This is a genomic window from Enterobacter sp. 342, from assembly GCF_036663495.1.
In the GTDB taxonomy this organism is placed as follows: Bacteria; Pseudomonadota; Gammaproteobacteria; order Enterobacterales; family Enterobacteriaceae; genus Enterobacter.
In genome coordinates this window covers 121,069-141,853 of sequence record NZ_JAWUEI010000005.1, presented here as the reverse complement: position 1 = coordinate 141,853, position 20,785 = coordinate 121,069, and the positions used below count along the sequence as shown (strand labels likewise).

The 20,785-nt window shown below is 54.0% G+C and carries 19 protein-coding genes; 15 read left to right on the top strand and 4 right to left on the bottom strand.

Features of this window, described 5'->3' with window-relative positions; translation table 11 throughout:
* Window positions 1–33: 33 nt before the first annotated feature.
* The 4 genes from iraP to adrA all read left to right on the top strand — a co-directional run bounded on the left by iraP (window position 34) and on the right by adrA (window position 3,425).
* A complete protein-coding gene (gene iraP / locus V6E55_RS06225) occupies window positions 34–294 on the top strand; it encodes an anti-adapter protein IraP (RefSeq protein ID WP_129996595.1) in 261 nt (86 codons plus the stop codon).
* A 99-nt stretch (window positions 295–393) separates the two neighbouring features.
* Window positions 394–1,809, top strand: coding sequence for an alkaline phosphatase (gene phoA / locus V6E55_RS06220; protein WP_316942393.1), 1,416 nt, complete (start codon window positions 394–396; stop codon window positions 1,807–1,809).
* 89 nt (window positions 1,810–1,898) lie between these two features.
* Entirely contained in the window at window positions 1,899–2,219 is a 321-nt protein-coding gene (psiF, locus tag V6E55_RS06215; RefSeq protein ID WP_028017684.1) for a phosphate starvation-inducible protein PsiF, read from the top strand.
* A 102-nt stretch (window positions 2,220–2,321) separates the two neighbouring features.
* Window positions 2,322–3,425, top strand: a complete 1,104-nt coding sequence (gene adrA / locus V6E55_RS06210) for a diguanylate cyclase AdrA (protein ID WP_236920317.1) — start codon at window positions 2,322–2,324, stop codon at window positions 3,423–3,425.
* Window positions 3,426–3,441: 16 nt separating this feature from the next.
* On the opposite strand, the gene proC is transcribed toward adrA, so the two are convergent.
* The gene (gene proC / locus V6E55_RS06205) at window positions 3,442–4,251 is read right to left on the bottom strand and encodes a pyrroline-5-carboxylate reductase (protein ID WP_028017682.1); all 810 of its coding nucleotides are present in this window, start codon (window positions 4,249–4,251) and stop codon (window positions 3,442–3,444) included.
* 97 nt (window positions 4,252–4,348) lie between these two features.
* Between proC and V6E55_RS06200 the strand changes: the two genes are divergently transcribed.
* From V6E55_RS06200 to ppnP, 5 genes are all read left to right on the top strand, one after another.
* Window positions 4,349–4,807, top strand: coding sequence for a YaiI/YqxD family protein (locus V6E55_RS06200; RefSeq protein WP_014830847.1), 459 nt, complete (start codon window positions 4,349–4,351; stop codon window positions 4,805–4,807).
* A 144-nt stretch (window positions 4,808–4,951) separates the two neighbouring features.
* Window positions 4,952–5,476 carry a shikimate kinase AroL gene (gene aroL, locus V6E55_RS06195; RefSeq protein WP_316942392.1) on the top strand — a complete coding sequence of 175 codons (525 nt, stop codon included), beginning with the start codon at window positions 4,952–4,954 and terminating at the stop codon, window positions 5,474–5,476.
* A 44-nt stretch (window positions 5,477–5,520) separates the two neighbouring features.
* A complete protein-coding gene (yaiA, locus tag V6E55_RS06190; protein WP_114977906.1) occupies window positions 5,521–5,712 on the top strand; it encodes a protein YaiA in 192 nt (63 codons plus the stop codon).
* Window positions 5,713–5,949: 237 nt separating this feature from the next.
* Window positions 5,950–6,627: an AroM family protein gene (locus tag V6E55_RS06185; RefSeq protein WP_114977907.1), complete on the top strand. Its 678-nt coding sequence runs from the start codon at window positions 5,950–5,952 to the stop codon at window positions 6,625–6,627.
* Between the two features lie 71 nt (window positions 6,628–6,698).
* The gene (gene ppnP / locus V6E55_RS06180; protein ID WP_008503270.1) at window positions 6,699–6,986 is read left to right on the top strand and encodes a pyrimidine/purine nucleoside phosphorylase; all 288 of its coding nucleotides are present in this window, start codon (window positions 6,699–6,701) and stop codon (window positions 6,984–6,986) included.
* Window positions 6,987–7,034: 48 nt separating this feature from the next.
* Here ppnP and rdgC read toward each other — a convergent pair whose 3' ends face one another.
* Window positions 7,035–7,949: a recombination-associated protein RdgC gene (gene rdgC / locus V6E55_RS06175; protein ID WP_028017678.1), complete on the bottom strand. Its 915-nt coding sequence runs from the start codon at window positions 7,947–7,949 to the stop codon at window positions 7,035–7,037.
* A 123-nt stretch (window positions 7,950–8,072) separates the two neighbouring features.
* Between rdgC and mak the strand changes: the two genes are divergently transcribed.
* Entirely contained in the window at window positions 8,073–8,978 is a 906-nt protein-coding gene (gene mak / locus V6E55_RS06170) for a fructokinase (protein ID WP_129996588.1), read from the top strand.
* A 67-nt stretch (window positions 8,979–9,045) separates the two neighbouring features.
* Here the strand turns inward: mak and sbcC are convergent, their stop codons facing one another.
* Window positions 9,046–12,177, bottom strand: a complete 3,132-nt coding sequence (gene sbcC, locus V6E55_RS06165; protein WP_316942391.1) for an exonuclease subunit SbcC — start codon at window positions 12,175–12,177, stop codon at window positions 9,046–9,048.
* Window positions 12,174–13,379 (bottom strand): exonuclease subunit SbcD, encoded by a 1,206-nt coding sequence (sbcD, locus tag V6E55_RS06160; protein WP_316942390.1) that lies wholly within the window; start codon window positions 13,377–13,379, stop codon window positions 12,174–12,176. Before sbcD ends, sbcC begins: the two co-directional genes overlap by 4 nt.
* A gap of 187 nt (window positions 13,380–13,566) precedes the next feature.
* Between sbcD and phoB the strand changes: the two genes are divergently transcribed.
* The 5 genes from phoB (at window position 13,567) to malZ (ending at window position 20,706) form a co-directional block, all read left to right on the top strand.
* On the top strand, window positions 13,567–14,256 hold the full coding sequence (phoB, locus tag V6E55_RS06155; protein ID WP_003859122.1) for a phosphate response regulator transcription factor PhoB: 690 nt from the start codon (window positions 13,567–13,569) through the stop codon (window positions 14,254–14,256).
* Window positions 14,257–14,277: 21 nt separating this feature from the next.
* Window positions 14,278–15,573 (top strand): phosphate regulon sensor histidine kinase PhoR, encoded by a 1,296-nt coding sequence (gene phoR / locus V6E55_RS06150; protein WP_114977911.1) that lies wholly within the window; start codon window positions 14,278–14,280, stop codon window positions 15,571–15,573.
* 409 nt (window positions 15,574–15,982) lie between these two features.
* Entirely contained in the window at window positions 15,983–17,302 is a 1,320-nt protein-coding gene (gene brnQ / locus V6E55_RS06145) for a branched-chain amino acid transporter carrier protein BrnQ (RefSeq protein ID WP_114977912.1), read from the top strand.
* An 81-nt stretch (window positions 17,303–17,383) separates the two neighbouring features.
* Window positions 17,384–18,757, top strand: coding sequence for a proline-specific permease ProY (gene proY / locus V6E55_RS06140; protein WP_316942389.1), 1,374 nt, complete (start codon window positions 17,384–17,386; stop codon window positions 18,755–18,757).
* 131 nt (window positions 18,758–18,888) lie between these two features.
* Window positions 18,889–20,706: a maltodextrin glucosidase gene (gene malZ / locus V6E55_RS06135; protein ID WP_316942388.1), complete on the top strand. Its 1,818-nt coding sequence runs from the start codon at window positions 18,889–18,891 to the stop codon at window positions 20,704–20,706.
* Window positions 20,707–20,785 lie beyond the last annotated feature (79 nt).

Below are 20,785 nucleotides of genomic sequence, written 5' to 3'. Positions count from 1 at the left end.
TTTCAGGAATAAATCACATAAGGAAATAACACGATGAAAAATCTCATTGCTGAGTTGCTGGTCAAGCTTGCACAAAAGGAAGAGGAGTCAAAAGAACTGGTCGCCCAGGTCGAAGCCCTGGAAATTGTTGTCACTGCGCTATTACGACAGATGACTCAATCTGACCAACAGGCATTGATAGAGAGCGTTGAAGGTGCGCTGGATAAGGCGCAACCTGATACTCAGGTTCCTGTGCAGGATGCAGAGTTGCTCCAGCAATATGTAAAGAAGCTCTTGAGGCATCCGCGCAGCTAAACCGTCACCGGACATAACGACGTGTCATAGAATTGTCATGCAGGATGCCTATAGTCGCTCTGTTTTTATTTTTATGTATTTGTACATGGAGAAAATAAATTGAAACAGAGCGCACTTTTCATCGCATTACTTCCCCTGCTAATTACCCCTGCCATTTATGCTGATATGTCCAATACCCACGTGCTGGATAATCGCGCAGCGAAAGGTGATATCACCCAGCCAGGCGGCGCGCGTCGATTATCAGAGGATCAAACCGCAGCCATTCGCGCTTCGCTGAATGAGAAACCGGCGAAAAATATTATTCTGCTCATTGGCGATGGAATGGGTGACTCCGAAATCACGGCAGCGCGAAATTATGCCGAAGGGGCAGGCGGATTTTTTAAAGGTATCGACGCATTACCGCTTACCGGACAATATACCCATTACTCACTGGATAAAAAAACCGGTAAACCAGATTACGTAACGGATTCGGCTGCCTCTGCTACGGCGTGGTCTACGGGGGTAAAAACCTATAATGGCGCGCTGGGTGTTGATATTCACGAAAAAGATCATCAAACCATTCTGGAAATGGCAAAAGCTGCGGGGCTGGCCACCGGTAATGTCTCTACTGCTGAACTTCAGGACGCGACGCCGGCGGCGCTGGTATCTCATGTGACCTCACGTAAGTGCTACGGCCCGTCGGTGACCAGTGAAAAATGTCCAACGAATGCCCTGGAAAAAGGCGGTAAAGGTTCAATTACTGAACAACTGCTGAATGCACGCGCTGACGTCACGCTGGGCGGTGGGGCGAAAACCTTTGCAGAAACCGCGACGGCGGGTGAATGGCAGGGGAAAACGCTGCGTGAACAGGCACAGGCTCGTGGTTATCAACTGGTGAGCGATGCAAGCTCTCTGGCAGCAATCACTGAGGCGAATCAGGACAAACCGCTGCTGGGACTGTTCTCTGATGGCAACATGCCTGTGCGCTGGGAAGGTCCAAAAGCCTCTTATCACGGCAATATTGATAAGCCTGCAGTGACCTGCACACCTAACCCGAAACGCACTGACAGCGTGCCGACGCTGGCGGCGATGACTGACAAAGCCATCTCTCTGCTGAGCAAGAGCGAAAAAGGGTTCTTCCTGCAGGTGGAAGGCGCGTCGATCGACAAGCAGGATCATGCGGCGAATCCGTGTGGCCAGATTGGCGAAACCGTCGACCTGGACGAAGCAGTCCAGAAGGCACTCGAATTCGCGAAGAAAGACGGAAACACCCTTGTGGTGGTCACCGCGGACCATGCGCACGCGAGCCAGATCATCCCGGCTGATACCAAAGCCCCTGGCCTGACGCAGGCGCTGAACACGAAAGATGGTGCTGTAATGGTGCTGAGTTATGGCAACTCTGAAGAAGAGTCCATGGAGCACACGGGCACGCAGCTGCGTATTGCCGCCTACGGACCGCATGCGGCAAATGTGGTAGGGCTGACCGATCAAACCGATCTGTTCTACACCATGAAAGCGGCGTTGGGTTTTAAATGATAAAAGCCCGGCGGAATTTGTCTCTGCCGGGTGGTTTTTTTCCTGTCACGGACCAGACTTACAGGGAATGTTCACAAAAGGATGGTGCAATGAAAACAACATTACTGGTTACTCTGCTCTCTGGCCTGTTCCTGATTTCATCGGCGAACGCGGAAGAAAAAACATTAACGCCTCAACAGCAACGCATGACCACCTGTAACCAACAGGCCACGTCCCAGAGTCTGAAGGGGGATGCCCGTAAGACCTATATGAGCGACTGCCTGAAAAATGGCGCGTCAAAACCTGCTGAAAAAAGCCTGACGCCACAGCAGCAGAAAATGCGCGACTGTAATGCGAAGGCTACTGAGCAGTCTCTGAAAGGTGACGATCGCAGTAAATTTATGAGCACTTGCCTGAAGAAAAAAGCGTAGTTCTAACGGGTGAGTGGCTCTGGCGACTCACCCGAAATTTCATACTTTCCTCGCACCCCCCCTCTCTATAATTTGGGAAAATGTTTCAGAATATTCCCAAAAATGATGAATGATGAATCTTATTACGACAAAAAATGCATTCGCGAAGAGTGGGATTTAACCCTTTCTCTGGATGCCCCTCACCGTGCTGGTATTCAGTTTGCCCGGCGAGTTCGGCTGGCGCGCGTTATCGGACTAGCGGCGATGTTTTTCCCTGTCGCGGGGATACTGGTCACCCATTTTCTAGCTGGTGGCTGGTGGCTTTTACTGGTGGGATGGGCGTTCATCTGGCCTCACCTCGCGTGGCAGTTATCCTGTCGCGCTTCATCACCTCATCATCAGGAAATCTTCAATCTCAAGATAGATGCCATTATCGCCGGGCTCTGGATTGGCGTGATGGGGATTAATGCGTTACCCACGACCGCGCTGGTGATGATGGTGGGGATGAATATGATGGGCTCCGGCGGCTGTCGTCTCTTCATTCCGGGGATCATATTGACCTTTCTCTCCGCACTGTTGACGCTGCCCCCTGTCGGGAGAGTGGTGGTGTTCAACCCTGATCCTGTGGAGTGGGGCTTAACGCTTCCTGTGTTTGTGCTTTATCCCATGCTGTTTGCCTGGCTCAGTCATCGCACAGCCGTCAGGCTGGCTGAGCATAAGCGGCGGCTGGAAATGATGAGCACTCGCGACGGAATGACTGGGGTCTTTAATCGTCGACACTGGGAAATGCTGCTGCGAAACGAATTTGAGCAGTGCCGGCGTCATAATGGTACGGCCACGATCCTGCTCATTGATATCGACCACTTTAAAAACATCAACGATACCTGGGGGCATGATGTGGGCGATGAGGCGATCATTGCGATTACGCGTCAGTTGCAGATATCGGTACGCTCAGGCGATGCAATAGGCCGTTTTGGTGGGGATGAGTTTGCGGTGATTATGTCGCGGACAACCGCTGACAGCGCAATCGCCGTCATGTCCCGGGTTCACGAACGGCTGGAAAAACTGTCGTTACCCTGCGCGCCTAAAGAAACGCTGCGCATAAGCGTAGGTGTTGCCACCTGGGGGCCGCAGTTTGGGCACTACCGGGAATGGTTGAAGGCCGCTGATGTAGCGCTGTACAAGGCAAAAAATACCGGGCGCGGCCGCACCGAAGTGGCTGCCTGACACCCGGTTGAGACGATCAGGATTTACTCAGTTTCTCTGATTTTTCCATACATTTTGCCATCGCTTCGATGACGGCAGCACGGAATCCACGTTCTTCCAGTACCCGCACCGCTTCGATGGTGGTACCACCAGGGGAGCAAACCATATCTTTCAGCTCACCAGGATGTTTACCGGTTTCCAGCACCATTTTGGCAGAACCCATAACTGCCTGTGCTGCGAATTTATACGCCTGAGCACGTGGCATACCGCCCAGTACCGCGGCGTCGGCCATCGCTTCTAAGAACATGAAGACATACGCAGGGGCTGAACCGCTCACGCCGACAACCGGATGGATCATGGATTCGGCAATGACTTCCGCTTCACCAAAGCAGCGGAAAATGTTCAGGACATCTGCCACGTCTTCCGTGGTCACCAGTGCGTTTGGCGTGACGGAAGTCATGCCAGCGTTGACCAGTGAGGGGGTATTAGGCATCGCCCGGACGATTTTACGATCGTGCCCCAGCGCACGCGCCAGTTGATCCAGCGTGACGCCAGCAGCGATGGAGACGACCAGCGTCTCTTTATTCAGGCTGGAGGTGATGTCGCTCAGCACTTTGATCATGATGTTCGGCTTAACGGCGCCAAAGACGATATCGGCGACCTGGGCGACTTCCTGAGCGCTTTCGGCGGCGTTAATCCCGTATTGATCGCGCAACGCGGCGACTTTATCAGGTGACGGGGTATAGACCCAAATCTGACCCGGCAGAACCTGGCCGCTGGCGATCAGGCCGCCCAGGATGGCTTTGCCCATGTTACCGCAGCCGATAAACCCGATTTTCTTATCCATCACGACTCTCCGTCATTATGCGTTGTTTTCTCTGATTGATAGCTTAACAACGAAATGCAGGCGACAATAGTCGGCAGAGTCATTAAGGGGAGACAATATGGCGATTTGGGTTGATGCGGACGCGTGTCCGAATGTGATTAAAGAGATTTTGTTCCGCGCCGCCGAGCGTGTTCAGATGCCGCTAACGCTGGTGGCGAACCAGAATATTCGCGTCCCTCCTTCCAGATTCATTCGCGCGTTGCGGGTTCCGGCCGGGTTTGACGTGGCGGACAACGAAATTGTCCGTCTGTGTAGCGCGGAAGATCTGGTGATCACGGCGGATATTCCTCTGGCTGCAGAAGTGCTGGAGAAAGGGGCTGCGGCGCTGAACCCTCGGGGGGAGCGTTATTCACCTGCGACCATTCGGGAAAAACTCACCATGCGTGATTTTATGGATACGCTACGCGCCAGTGGTGTACAGACAGGGGGGCCAGACAGCTTATCCCAGCGCGATCGCCAGCAGTTTGCCGCAGAGCTGGATAAATGGTTACTGGAAGTGAAGCGCCGAACCGCGTAATGATAACCATTGTCAATTTGTGGTACAGTATGGCCTCCACAGGGTTGTCATCCCGTACCGCTTTGCAGTAAAGTAATCGAAACATCTTCTGCAATTATTTCTTTACACTCTTCGGCCATCCGGCATCAAGGGGAACACCTGGTTATGACCCAACCCATCTTTTTAGTTGGCCCCCGCGGCTGTGGGAAAACCACCGTTGGCCTGGAACTGGCACGCGCGTGCGATCGTCAGTTTGTGGATACTGACCACTGGCTGCAAACAGAGGCCGGAAGAACAATCGCGGATATTGTCGAACAGGAAGGATGGGACAGCTTCCGCGCACGTGAAACGGCGGCGCTGAAAGCGGTAACCACACCGTCTGCCGTTATCGCGACAGGAGGGGGCATTGTTCTGGCTGAATGTAATCGCCACTTTATGCGCGAAAAAGGCATTGTGATCTATCTCTGTGCACCTGTTTCGGCCCTGGTAGGGCGTCTGGAAGCATTTCCGGAAGAGGGGCAGCGTCCTGCACTGACGTCCAGACCGCTTAGCGAAGAGGTGAAAGAAGTGCTGGCCGAACGTGATGCGCTATACCGTGAAGCAGCACACCACGTGGTGGATGCTTCTGCGTCCCCGGAAGATGTGGTTACCCAGATTATCACTGCCCTGCGTTTGGCTTGTGCCAGCTAACCGGCGTCTATACTTATAGCTCTGACATAAAAAAAGGATGAGCTATGCCAACCAGACCTCCCTATCCTCGTGAAGCGCGTATTGTTACCGTTGAAAAAGGCCATACGGGTCATACCGTGACCTGGTATCAACTGCGTGCCGATCACCCCAAACCGGATTCGCTGATCAGTGAACACGAGACTGAACAGGAAGCGCTGGATGCCAAACGGCGCTACGAAGATCCCGATATGTCCTGAATGTTTTCCGTAATACTCCAATACCGTGCCTGAATCACACTTTTTACTCATCGTGAATGTTAAGCAGGGGTTAATATTTAGTTATTACAGGTGACTCCGTAATCGACAGGCGATCTTTACATTTCGATGTGAAGATCACCTGCTACGCTTGGTGCTGTTTTGTTGAAAAAATGAACTGTGCAGCGTAGTGAGCCTGTACCTGTATGCACGATGTTGTAGTAATGGAAGGCGATAAAGATGAAGGCGACGTTGGCGATCCTCACCATTGGTGTGGTCCCTGTAAGCGAAGTGTTACCGCTCTTAACCGAGCATGTCTCTGAACAACAGATAACGCATCTTAGCCTGCTGGGGAAGATGAGTCGGGAAGAGGTCATGGAAGACTACGCTGTAGAGGCGGGGGAGGATCCCCTGGCGACGTTATTAAGTGACGGTAAACTGGCGCATGTTTCGCGTCAGAAAATCGAGCGCTCGCTGCAAGGGGTGATAGAAGTGCTCGATAATCAAGGTTATGACGTTATTTTGCTGATGAGTACCGCACCCATTAAAGGTCTCACGGCGCGTAATGCGATACTGCTGGAACCGATGCGCATCATCCCGCCGCTGGTGGCCTCAATTGTTGATGGCCATCAGGTGGGGGTCATCGTCCCGCTCGAAGAGTTGATGGATAACCAGGAGGTGAAGTGGCATGTACTTGAAAAAGTGCCCTTATATGCGCTGGCAAATCCGTTCTGGGATAGTGATGCCGCACTGATTGAGGCCGGACGTGAGTTGCTGGAGAGGGGGGCGGATGTGTTGATTCTCGATTGTCTTGGCTTCCACCAGCATCATCGCGATTTACTGCAAAAGGCGCTGGATGTGCCGGTGTTGTTATCCAATGTTCTGATGGCTCGCCTGGCTTCAGAGCTTCTGACGTAATGATTTTGCGTGACAGGTGATGAGCATGGCCCCTATAGTGAATTTTTATCTAAAAATATAAGGGCCAGTTCATGCTTCAAAGTAACGAATACTTTTCCGGTAAAGTGAAATCCATTGGTTTTACCAGCAGCAGCACTGGCCGCGCCAGTGTCGGTGTCATGGCCGAAGGGGAATACACGTTTGGTACGGCCGAAGCGGAAGAGATGACGGTCGTTAGCGGTGCGCTCAACGTCTTACTGCCGGGTGAAACGGAATGGAAAGTTTACGCAGCCGGACAGGTTTTCAACGTTCCTGGCCACAGCGAGTTCCATCTGCAGGTTGCTGAACCGACCTCTTATCTGTGCCGTTATCTGAAATAAAAAATAAGCCGGGTGGCGCTAACGCTTACCCGGCCTACGCTTTGCCTGTTATCTCTGCGCTTCGCCGCCGAGACCTTCCACCAGATTCTGAATCAACGCGGCCAGTTCCCCGGTCATCAGGATGAAGTCCGCATCAAAACGCTGGGCGTAATCTTCCCGGTCGATATCTTCATTCTGATCGCGCAGTTCATCGCAGAACTTCAGACGTTTCACGGAACCGTCATCGCACATCATGAACTGAATCCGCTGCTGCCAGTCGAGCGCCAGTTTGGTCACCACTTTGCCCGCTTCGATATGTACGGCAATTTCGTCGCTCACCAGATCCTGTTTCTTCGCGCGGATCACGCCGCCATCTTCCAGCAGGGCTTTTAGCTCGGCTTCATCGAGGATCTGGAAACCTTGCGCGGCAGCACCGCTGCGTACCCACTCGGTCAGGGTCAGCTCGATTGGCGTTTCCAGCGCCAACGGCACGACCGGCAGGGAGCCGATACTTTTGCGCAGCAGAGCCAGCGTATCTTCTGCTTTTTTGGCGCTGGCGCAGTCCACCATAATCAGCCCGTTAACGGTATCGATCCACATCATGGTCTGGCTGAAGCGACTAAAGGCGCGCGGCAGCAGAGAGTGCAGAACTTCGTCTTTCAGCGAATCTTTTTCGGTTTTCTTCAGCTTGCGACCCTGCTCGGCTTCCAGCTTGAAGATCTTCGCTTCGAGCGCCTGTTTAACCACCGGCGTTGGCAGAATTTTCTCTTCTTTACGGGCGCAGACGATGATTTGACCCGTGCTGCTGGCGTGGGTCAGTGCATCGCTTTGTGAACCCATTGGCGGAACCCAACCGGTTTTTGCCATATCCTGGCTACCGCAAGGGGAAAAGGTGTAAGCGGCTAACTGTTTTTCCATCTCTTCTGCACGCAGCGAAACGTCGCGGCTGAGACGGTAAACCATCAAATTTTTGAACCACAGCATGATAATTTCCACGGCCTTGTCGTTAAATCAGCGGGCATGATAACGAATTGTCGCATCGCTTGCATTGCTAATCGGGAAGCGTGCTTATACTCTGTTGATAATCAAAATAATGAGGAAAGTCTTGTGCGTATTGGGATTGATTTGGGCGGCACCAAAACAGAAGTCATCGCACTGAGCGAGCAGGGGGAACAACTGTTCCGCCACCGTCTGCCTACGCCGCGCGATGATTATCACCAGACTATCGAGACGATCGCGAGACTGGTCGAGATGGCAGAGCAGGCGACAGGGCAAACGGGCACCGTCGGAATGGGGATCCCAGGGTCGATCTCGCCTTATACCGGGGTAGTTAAAAATGCTAACTCGACCTGGCTCAACGGTCAGCCTTTTGACAAAGATTTGAGCGCGCGTCTGAACCGGGAAGTGCGTCTGGCTAACGACGCCAACTGTCTGGCGGTTTCAGAAGCGATTGACGGCGCGGCTGCCGGTGCCCATACCGTTTTTGCTGTCATCATCGGTACTGGCTGCGGTGCAGGCGTGGCCTTTGGCGGGCGTGCCCATATCGGGGGTAACGGTACGGCGGGCGAGTGGGGGCACAACCCACTGCCGTGGATGGATGAAGATGAGCTTAAATACCGCGCTGAAGTTCCGTGTTATTGCGGCAAACAAGGTTGTATTGAGACGTTTATCTCCGGTACCGGTTTTGCTACCGATTACCACCGTCTGAGTGGTCAGCCGCTTAAGGGGAACGAGATCATGCGTCTGGTCGAAGAACAGGACCCGGTAGCTGAACTGGCACTCCGCCGCTACGAAATGCGTCTGGCGAAATCGCTGGCGCATGTGGTGAATATTCTCGATCCGGACGTGATTGTGCTGGGTGGTGGTATGAGCAACGTTGACCGGCTGTACACCACTGTCCCGAATCTGGTGAAACAGTGGGTCTTCGGCGGCGAGTGTGAAACCCCGATCCGTAAAGCACTACACGGAGACTCCAGCGGCGTGCGAGGCGCGGCGTGGTTGTGGCCGGAATAAAAGCAAAGAGTGTTTATTCCCTCTCCCACCGGGAGAGGGTACCAGACAGCACAGATCTCCCCCACCATCACTCCACCGCAAACGCTTTATCCAGCCTGCTATACCCCAGCCCGTTGATCTTTTTCACTTTGATCTGCACCGGAATACGCTCTTTCATCGCCTCGACGTGGCTGATCACACCGATCGTTTTCCCGGTGGCGTTCAGCGCGTCGAGGGCATCCAGCGCGGTATCCAGTGTTTCACTGTCGAGCGTGCCGAACCCTTCATCCAGGAACAGCGAGTCGATCCGTGTTTTGTGACTCACCAGATCGGAAAGTGCCAGCGCCAGTGCCAGACTGACCAGGAAACTTTCGCCGCCTGAGAGCGTACGGGTGTCGCGCACAGCATCCGCCTGCCAGGTATCGACCACTTCCAGCTCCAGGGCATCGCTGGCTTTGCGCTGGAGCAGATAACGCCCGTGCAGGCGGTTAAGTTGCTGGTTAGCAAGCCAGACAAGATTGTCCAGCGTCAGCCCCTGGGCGAACTTACGGAACTTGTCGCCGGTACTGGAGCCGATAAGCGCATTCAGGTAGCCCCAGTCGTCTGCCAGACGACTGGCCTCTTCAATTTGCTGCATTAAAGCCAGTTGGTGCAGGCGGTTATCGCTATCCTGCTTAAGCTGCTGGCGGATTTCTCCCTGCCGCGTGGTGTTCTCACGAAGCTGCTGCGTCAGGTGTTGTAGCTGGATCTGCAGGCCTGGTGCATCGGTGTCGAGTCCTTCTGGCTGCAGTGCCTGGTGCGCCTGCAACTGTTGGTTTGCCTGTCCGGACAGGGCGGCGGCCTGCTGTATCTGGTTTTCCAGCGAGTGTTTCAGTTGTTCGAGGTGGCGGAGGGTGCTCTCCTCCAGTAGTGCTGCAAGGAACGCGTCCTGATCGGCAAAACAGCTTGCCGACAGTGCCTGGGCGAACTGCGCCTGCGAGTGCTGCAGGCGCTCACGCTCCAGTGTTTCCTGCTGCTGTTGTGCCGCCAGTTGGCTCTGCAGAGACACGCATTCGTCGTGGATTGCGCGCCAGTTGTCAGGAATGGCGGGTTCGATCTCTTCACTGTTGGTAACCGGAAGTGCGTCAAGCAGTGGCTTCAGGGCGTTTATACGTTCCTGAATCGCACCCTGCTGTGTCTGTTTCTCCTGCCACTGGGCGAATTCCGTCTCACGGGTGTTCAGCCAGGTGGCCTCAGTACCTTCTTCAGGTACGCTGAGTGAAAGAGAGACCAGGGCGCTTTCCAGCCCCTGACGCGTTGTCGCCAGTTGCTGCTGATACTGGCGTTCTTGCTCTTCCAGTTCGTTGAGCTGGTTTTGCAGCGTCAGGCGCTGGCTGAGCTGATAAAGCTGGCGTTCATAGTGCTCCTGTTCGCTCATCCAGACGGCAATATCTTCCTGAATATTCAGCGAAATATTTAATGCCGCGCAAACTTCCAGCCACTCTTTAGTGAGTGCTTGCTCTTCCTGAGAGAGTGTCTGCGCTTCGCCTGTCTCGCGCTGGATCTGTTGAGTCAGGGCATTAACCTGGCCCAGAACCAGCAGTCCTTCCTCTTTTAGCGAGGCGACCTCTTTTTCCAGGGCATCACGGCGACGCTGATTATCAGTCAGTTCAAGCGCTTGATATTTCTCCACGGCGGGATGTTCGCTGGAGCCGCACAGTGGACAGGGTTTGCCTGCCTCAAGCTGAGAACGATAGCTTTCCAGATCTTTAATCGTCGCTTCACGTTCACACAGGGCTTTCAGGTCCAGATAGTGCTGGTTTTTCTCTTTGTATTGCTGGCGACGTAGCGTCAATGTTTCATTGAGTTTTACCTGCTCAGCCAGGGCTTTCTGCACGCTTTCACCGTTCTGGTGCAGGCGTTTTTGTAGCGGCTGATAGCGGGCATGGAGCGAGGTCAGACGTTGACGCATCGTTCGTGATTGCGCCTGTTGTTCCATCGCTACTGCAACCTCATCCGCCTTCAGCGTCAGGGTTGTTTCCGGCAGGGCGGCCCGTTTATGGCGTAATTCAGTGAGGCGGGCGGTCAGGGCAGTAAGCTGATTTTTATCACGGCTAAGCTGAGCGAAGTGCGCTCGCCAGCCTGCCATTTCCTGTCCCCACAAGCGGAATCGATCATGTTCTGTCTGCCACTGCGCCAGTACCGTTAATTCGGTCTGAAGCTGCTCATGGGTACGAATGGCGGTCTGACGGATACGCGAGCGCAGTGCGGTTTTGTCTTGTAAGCGAGTATTTACTTCGATAATTCGCTGCTGGGTTTGAGCCAGACGCGAGGCTTGTTCTTGCTGGTGCTCCCAAAGCGGTCGAAGCTGAGCGGCAGGTTGAGCAAGCTGGAGCTTTGCCAGGTCAGGCGCGGCATCGGTCAGCGCCTGTTGTGCCTGCTGTTGTAACACGGTTACGCGCTGTTGCTCGCGAAGAAGCTCATCATGGCGCGTAAGCCACTGATAATCCTTCTGCTGTCTCTGTTGTTGTGCCAGCAGTGTTTTTTCTTCGTCAGTAAGTGCCTGCAAACTTTGCTGTAACTGCTGCTGTTGCTCTTCGCTCAACAGCACCACACCCGCTGCCTGTGCCTCGCGCATTTCAAGTACGTTTCGGGCGGCTTTGTGTTTCTCAAATATCCTGGCGGAAATCTGGCCATAGATCTCGGTTCCGGTCAGTTCTTCCAGCAGCTCTGCGCGATCGCTCGGTTTGGCATTGAGGAAAGCGGCAAACTGCCCCTGAGAGAGGAGCATTGAACGGGTAAAGCGGCCATAGTCCAGCCCGGTGAGCGCGGCGGTTTGCTCCAGTTTATCTGTCACTTTGTCGGCGAGAATCTTGCCATCTTCACAGCGAGCCAGTTCCACACGCGGTGCCTGCAGGTTCCCGTCCGGCTGATTACGCGCCCGGTTCTGGCTCCAGAAGGCGCGGTAGGCGGTACCTTTTACTTCAAACTCAACCTCGGCCAGACACTCGGCGGTATCACGCGTCATCAGGTCGTTTTGCGCCTGAGACACTTTTTGCAGACGCGGCGTTTCGTGATAGAGCGCCAGACAGATGGCGTCGAGCAGGGTGGTCTTGCCTGCACCGGTCGCACCGGTAATGGCAAACAGCCCGTTGCTGGCAAAGGGCTCAGCGGTAAAGTCAATTTTCCACTCGCCCTTAAGTGAGTTGAGGTTTTTCAGACGCAGGCTCAGGATTTTCATGCGTTCTCTTCCTCGTTATTCAGTGCGTGCAGCGTATGGGCGAACAGCTCGTTCAGCCGGGCGCGTTTTGCATCATCCATCTCTTCCTGGGCCAGTCGGCGTTCAAAAACCTCTTCGACCTTAAGTTCGCTCAGCGTTTCGCGCTGAGCACTCAGTAGGATTTTTTCGCGCTGCTCGCGACTACGGCGTACCAGTAAAACCTCGACAGGAAGATCTTCCGTCAGCGCCTGAATTTTTCGCTGCATATCATGCAGATAGTCGTCTGTCGTGATTTCGATATCCAGCCAGACGGGAGGATTAAGCGCAGTGCCACGCCACTGTTCAAGCTGGGTGGTGATGGCATCAAGGTCACCCTTCAGCACCGCCAGCGGCTGGGTGACAGGGACCTCCTGCGTTTCGACGGCGCTGAGTTTACCTTCGTTAAAACTCACCAGATGCACAGATTTGGCTTTACCTGCCTCATCAAAACTCAACGAAATGGGCGAGCCGCAATAGCGAATGTGTTCGCAGCCACTGATGATCTGCGCGCGGTGGATATGCCCAAGCGCAATGTAGTCGGCAGGCGGGAAATTTTGCGCCGGGAACGCATCCAGCGTGCCAATATAGATGTCACGTACGGCGTCACTTTTACTGGCCCCGACGGTGGTGAGATGTCCGGTCGCAATCACCGGAATGAGCTGTTCGCCGCGCAAGGTACAGGCATCGGTATACTGTTGGTGATAATAATCAGTGATGCTCTGCAACAGATGCTGCTGTTTTTCCCCGCCGGACATCCCCGCCTGGCTCTGCACGATATCGCGTGGGCGCAGGAAGGGAACCGGGCACAGCACCGCCCCCGGTGTACCGTCACGTTTTTTCAGGATCTGCGGAGCATGCCCGGCACTGGCCACCACGGTAGTGTTCAGGAAGGCCAGGATGTCGCGGGATTCATTCAGCGTGGCGACGGAGTCGTGATTACCGGCGACAATCACCAGATGACAGCCGGTTTGCTGCAGATTTACCACGAAGCGGTTGTACAGCTCACGCGCATAGCTTGGCGGCGAACCGGTGTCGAAAATGTCACCCGCAACAATAATCGCATCCACTTCGTGCGATCGGGCCGTATCCAGCAGCCAGTTCAGGAACGCTTCATGCTCCGCTGCCCTGCTTTTGCTGTAAAAGTTTTGACCCAGATGCCAGTCCGAAGTGTGAAGTATGCGCATAGGAGATCCGTGGCGAAAAAAGATGTTGGCGATTATAAACATTCAGGGGGCAGAAAATAACCGCTGTAATAAAACAACAGTTTGCCATTTATGGTGGTAAGGTTTTTCATAAATCTGTCATAAATCTGACGCATAATGACGCCGCATTACAAACTTGTAACTTAAATAAGATAAGACAGGGCAAAGTATGGCGAGACGTATTCTGGTCGTAGAAGATGAAGCTCCAATTCGTGAAATGGTGTGCTTCGTGCTCGAACAAAATGGCTTCCAGCCGGTTGAAGCGGAAGATTATGACAGCGCGGTGAACCAGTTGAATGAGCCCTGGCCCGATCTGATTCTGCTCGACTGGATGTTGCCAGGCGGCTCTGGACTGCAGTTTATCAAACACATTAAACGTGAAGCGATGACCCGCGATATCCCAGTTGTCATGCTGACGGCGCGTGGCGAAGAAGAAGATCGCGTACGTGGGCTTGAAACGGGTGCCGATGATTACATTACTAAGCCGTTCTCCCCGAAAGAGCTGGTTGCTCGTATCAAAGCCGTAATGCGCCGCATTTCACCGATGGCAGTGGAAGAGGTGATTGAGATGCAAGGTCTGAGCCTTGACCCGACCTCACACCGTGTCATGACGGGCGAAAATCCGCTCGACATGGGGCCTACCGAATTTAAACTCCTGCACTTCTTTATGACTCACCCGGAACGCGTTTACAGCCGCGAACAGTTGCTGAATAACGTCTGGGGAACTAACGTATATGTCGAAGACCGGACGGTTGACGTCCATATCCGCCGCCTGCGAAAAGCGCTGGAACTGAGCGGCCACGATCGCATGGTGCAGACGGTCCGCGGCACGGGTTATCGTTTTTCTACCCGTTTCTGAACAATGACAGGAGTGTGACGCGTGCTGGAACGTCTGTCATGGAAAAGGCTCGTCTTTGAACTGATCTTATGTTGTATTCCGGCCTTCATTCTGGGGGCCTTTCTTGGATACCTGCCGTGGTTTCTGCTGGCTTCGGTCACCGGGCTGCTGATCTGGCATTTCTGGAACCTGTTACGCCTCTCCTGGTGGCTATGGGTTGACCGAAGTATGACGCCGCCGCCGGGAAGCGGCAGTTGGGAACCGCTGCTTTACGGTCTGCACCAGATGCAGATGCGCAATAAAAAGCGCCGCCGCGAACTGGGAAGCCTGATCAAGCGTTTTCGCAGCGGGGCGGAGTCGCTCCCGGATGCGGTCATTCTGACGACCGAAGAAGGGACTATCTTCTGGTGTAATGGTCTTGCGCAACAGTTGCTGGGGTTGCGCTGGCCGGATGATAATGGCCAGAATATCCTTAACCTTCTGCGTTATCCTGAGTTTGCTCAGTATCTGAAAAAGCGTGATTTTACGGGTCCGCATAATCTGAAACTCAATAATGGTCGCCATCTGGAAATCCGCGTGATGCCCTACAGCGATCAGCAGTGGCTGATGGTGGCGCGCGATGTCACCCAGATGCACCAGCTGGAAGGCGCGCGACGCAACTTCTTCGCGAACGTAAGCCACGAATTACGTACCCCGTTGACCGTACTTCAGGGTTACCTGGAGATGATGCAGGAGCAAACGCTTGAAGGTGCGCCACGTGAAAAAGCGCTGCACACCATGCGCGAGCAAACGCACCGTATGGAAGGTCTGGTAAAACAGCTGTTGACGCTATCGAAGATTGAAGCGGCGCCAACGCTTGCGCTGAATGACACCATTGATGTCCCCATGATGCTGCGGGTGGTGGAGCGTGAAGCACAAACGTTAAGCCATAAGAAGCACCACCTAAGCTTTGAGGTCGACAATACGCTGAAGGTACTGGGCAGTGAAGATGAGCTGCGTAGCGCCATTTCCAATCTGGTGTATAACGCGGTGAATCATACGCCGGAAGGGACGGAGATCGTGGTGCGCTGGCAGCATACCCCAACGGGCGCTGAATTTAGCGTCGAGGATAATGGTCCGGGGATTGCACCGGAGCACCTCCCGCGTCTGACCGAACGCTTCTATCGCGTGGATAAAGCGCGATCGCGGCAGACAGGGGGAAGTGGCCTGGGGCTGGCAATTGTAAAACATGCCGTCAATCACCATGAAAGCCGTCTCGATATTCAGAGTACCCTGGGTAAGGGAACCCGCTTTAGTTTCGTGATCCCGGAACGATTAATTGCCAAAAAGATCGCCTGATAACGGGTGTGTCATTTTACCTTTCCACGGGTCAGCGTTTGCTGGCCCGTTTGCTTTGCAGTCAAACGAAACGCGAATGAATTTTATACGGCTGACTGTTTTTTGTTCGCATGATTAGCCATGGGTTTTTCTGATAATTAGCGTATTGTGCTGGTGTGTATTTTCATGCTGGCATATTGTTCTGGTTTTACGATCCCACCTTGCCTTTAAACGTTATAAGCGTTTAAATTGCGCCCCAGATACTGTCAGACCGACTGTATTTGCGTGGTAAATCGAAAAACTATTCTTCTCCACGCCAGGACGGGAGCATTTCCCGCTGAAATTGAGCAATTTTTCGGCTGTATCTTCCCACCAGGGAAATCGAAAAACTCAATGTTTTCAACACCACATCCACAGGCAGTAAGGTTTTATGACCCATCACTTAAAATCGCGTGACATCATCGCGCTGGGCTTTATGACATTTGCGCTGTTCGTTGGCGCAGGCAACATCATTTTCCCTCCAATGGTTGGCTTACAGGCGGGTGAACACGTCTGGACTGCTGCATTTGGTTTCCTGATTACTGCTGTGGGTTTGCCGGTACTGACCGTTATCGCCCTGGCGAAAGTGGGTGGCGGTGTTGATAGCCTCAGCACCCCGATCGGCAAAGTGGCGGGTGTCCTGCTGGCAACCGTCTGCTATCTGGCTGTTGGCCCACTGTTTGCGACCCCCCGCACGGCAACCGTTTCCTTCGAAGTAGGTATTGCTCCTCTGACGGGTGACGGCGCGATGCCGCTGTTTATCTACAGCCTGATCTACTTCGCGATTGTGATTCTGGTTTCCCTCTATCCGGGCAAGCTGCTGGATACCGTCGGTAACTTCCTGGCTCCGCTGAAAATTGTGGCACTGATTGTGCTGGCGGTTGCGGCGATTGTCTGGCCGGCAGGCCCGATTAGCGACGCCATGGATGCCTACAAAAACGCCGCGTTCTCTAACGGTTTTGTGAATGGCTACCTGACGATGGATACGCTGGGTGCAATGGTGTTTGGTATCGTAATCGTTAACGCTGCGCGTTCCCGTGGTGTGACCGAAGCACGTCTGCTGACCCGCTACACCATCTGGGCTGGCCTGATGGCCGGTGTAGGCCTGACACTGCTCTATCTGGCGTTGTTCCGTCTGGGTTCCGATAGTGCCATGCTGGTTGATCAAAACGCGAATGGTGCGGCTATTCTGCATGCTTATGTTCAGCACACCTTCGGTGGTGCGGGTAGTATGCTGCTGGCGGCGCTCATCTTCCTGGCATGTCTGGTGACGGCCGTTGGCCTGACCTGTGCCTGTGCGGAGTTCTTTGCGCAGTATCTGCCGCTCTCTTACCGCGCACTGGTATTTATTCTCGGCATCTTCTCCATGGCGGTGTCAAACCTCGGTCTGAGCCACCTGATTCAGGTCTCTATTCCGGTGCTGACGGCTATCTACCCGCCGTGTATCGTGCTGGTGGTACTGAGCTTTACTCGTCCGTGGTGGAACAACTCCTCACGAATTATTGCGCCAGCCATGTTTATCAGCCTGATTTTTGGTATCCTTGATGGGATTAAAGCATCAGCTTTCGCAGAAATTTTGCCAGCCTGGACACAGCGTCTGCCACTGTCCGAACAAGGCCTGGCCTGGCTGATGCCTACCGTTGTTGCACTGGTTCTGGCGGTTATCTGGGATCGTGCTGCAGGGCGTCAGGTCGCATCGAACGCCCATTAATCAACGGCAACAAACTGTTTAACCACGGGGCTTAAGGCCCCGTGGTTTTTTGTTTTTTTCGTGTTGAATGGCAAGATTTAAATGGAAAGCACTAACAAACTTAAACGTGGGCTGAGCACGCGCCACATCCGCTTTATGGCGCTGGGCTCCGCTATTGGTACCGGTCTTTTTTATGGCTCGGCAGATGCCATTAAAATGGCCGGTCCAAGCGTGCTGCTGGCGTACATCATCGGCGGCGTGGCGGCGTATATCATCATGCGCGCCCTCGGCGAAATGTCGGTTCACAATCCTTCAGCCAGTTCGTTCTCCCGTTACGCGCAGGAAAACTTAGGTCCGCTGGCCGGGTTTATTACCGGCTGGACCTATTGCTTTGAAATCCTGATTGTGGCGATTGCCGATGTGACCGCGTTTGGTATCTATATGGGGGTCTGGTTCCCGGCGGTACCGCACTGGATTTGGGTGCTGAGCGTGGTGCTGATCATCTGCGCGGTTAACCTGATGAGCGTGAAAGTCTTTGGTGAACTGGAGTTCTGGTTCTCTTTCTTTAAGGTCGCCACCATTATCATCATGATTGTCGCCGGTTTTGGGATCATCATCTGGGGGATTGGTAACGGCGGTCAGCCGACGGGTATCCATAACCTCTGGAGCAACGGCGGTTTCTTCAGTAACGGCTGGCTCGGCATGGTGATGTCGCTACAGATGGTGATGTTTGCCTACGGCGGTATTGAGATTATCGGTATCACCGCCGGGGAAGCGAAAGATCCTGAGAAGTCGATTCCGCGCGCCATCAACTCGGTGCCGATGCGCATTCTGGTGTTCTATGTGGGTACGCTGTTCGTAATCATGTCTATCTACCCGTGGAACCAGGTGGGCACTAACGGTAGCCCGTTTGTACTGACCTTCCAGCATATGGGCATTGCGTTTGCTGCCAGTATTCTGAACTTTGTGGTGCTGACTGCGTCGCTTTCCGCGATCAACAGTGACGTCTTTGGCGTAGGGCGTATGCTGCACGGCATGGCGGAGCAGGGCAGTGCGCCAAAGGTATTTGCCAAAACATCACGTCGCGGTACGCCGTGGGTCACCGTGGTGGTGATGACCGTCGCACTGCTGTTCTCGGTTTACCTGAACTACATCATGCCGGAAAACGTCTTCCTGGTGATTGCGTCGCTGGCAACCTTCGCGACGGTGTGGGTGTGGATTATGATCCTGCTGTCACAGGTTGCATTCCGCCGTCGTCTGTCACCGGATGAGGTGAAAGCTCTGAAGTTCAAAGTGCCGGGCGGTGTGGCAACGACCGTGGTCGGCCTGCTGTTCCTGGTCTTTATCATCGCCCTGATTGGCTACCATCCGGATACCCGTATTTCCTTATACGTGGGCTTCGCGTGGATCGTCCTGCTACTGGTGGGCTGGATGTTTAAATGCCGCCGTGACCGTCAACTGGCGGAAGCACAGTGATGTAAATGCCCGACGATGTCGGGCATTTTTTCTCCTCCCCCATCCTCCTCCCCCAATAAACCGCATCATGATGAGCTAACCTTAATCACCCTGTGGCAAGGTGACGTCAATTTCATCAAAGGGGATTCGTGATGTTAAACGCCTGGCACCTTCCGGTTGCCCCATTTGTTAAGCAAAACAAAGACAACCTTGTGATTACGCTCTGGCTGACGGGGGAGAATCAGCCTGAACGCGTGACGCTACGCGCCGAAATTGATAACGAAGAGACCGCGCTGAAAATGCACAAACAGCGCAGCCAGCCGCAGCCGGGTATCACGGCCTGGCGGGCAAATATCGACTTGCGCAGCGGGCAGCCCCGTCGCCGTTACAGTTTCAAACTGCTGTGGAACAACCGTCAGCTGTGGTTTTCCCCGCAGGGGTTGAGCCGTTTTCCTCCGGCCCGTCTTGAGCAGTTTGCGGTGGATTACCCGGATAACGGGCCGCAATGGGTTAACGATCAGGTCTTTTACCAGATCTTCCCGGACCGCTTTGCCCGCAGTGAAAAACGCACCGCCGACCAGGATAAGATCTATCACCACCATGCGGCGGGCCACGACATCATCCTGAAAGCATGGGATGAACCACTGACTGCGCAGGCTGGCGGCTCGACGTTCTACGGCGGCGATCTCGATGGTATCAGCGAAAAGCTGCCGTACCTGAAAAAGCTCGGCGTGACAGCGTTGTATCTCAATCCGGTGTTCAGTGCGCCGAGCGTACATAAATACGATACCGAAGATTATCGCCGCGTTGACGCGCAGTTTGGCGGCGACGAGGCGTTATTGCGCCTGCGGCAGAACACCAGAAATGAAGGCATGCGCCTGATTCTGGACGGTGTGTTTAACCACAGCGGAGATTCACACGCGTGGTTTGACCGTCATAATCAGTCGATGAGCGGAGCATGCCATAACCCGGATTCACCACAGAGAAGCTGGTATAGCTTTAATGAGGAGGGGCGTGCGCTGGACTGGCTGGGTTATCCGAGTCTGCCAAAGCTGGATTTCCAGTCACCTTCTCTGATCAATGAAATCTACGGCGGTGAAGACAGCATTGTACGCCACTGGCTGAAAGCACCGTGGAATATGGATGGCTGGCGCCTGGATGTGGTGCACATGCTGGGCGAAGCGGGCGGGGCGCGGAACAATATTCAACACGTCGCGGGTATTACCCGTTCTGCAAAAGCGGCTCAGCCAGAGGCATTTGTATTTGGCGAGCATTTTGGCGATGCGCGCCAGTGGCTGCAGGCTGATGCGGAAGATGCGGCGATGAACTATCGTGGCTTTACCTTCCCGCTATGGGGATTCCTGGCGAATACCGACATCTCCTACGATCCGAATCACATTGATGCCGAAACCTGTATGGCGTGGATGGATAACTACCGCGCCGGTCTGTCGCATCAGCAGCAATTACGGATGTTTAATCAGCTGGATAGCCACGATACGGCGCGCTTTAAATCCCTGCTTGGCAAGGATGTGGCGCGTCTGCCGCTGGCCGTCACCTGGCTCTTCACATGGCCTGGCGTGCCTTGTATTTACTACGGTGATGAAGTGGGGCTGGACGGTAACAACGATCCGTTCTGCCGCAAAACCTTCCCGTGGGAGCCAGCGAAACAGGATAAGGTGTTGTTGGGTTTGTATCAGCGTATGGCGAAGTTACGTAAACAGAACCTGGCGTTACGTTATGGCGGCTGCCAGGTGGTGTATGCTCACGATAACGTGGTGGTATTTGCCCGTGTTTATAACCAGCAGCGCGTGCTGGTGGCGATTAACCGGGGTGAGGCCTGTGAAGTGGTGCTGGATGATTCTCCATTGCTGCACGTGAAGGCGTGGCAATGCAAAGAAGGTAAAGGGACTCTTCAGGAAGGCATACTCTCACTTCCTGCAATTTCTGCTTCCGTGTGGTTCGGTAATTAACCTCTGACTGCAACCGGTACGGTGTACTGGTTGCAGAATATTCCCCTGGGTTGTTCGGTTTTATTCAACAGAGGGGACA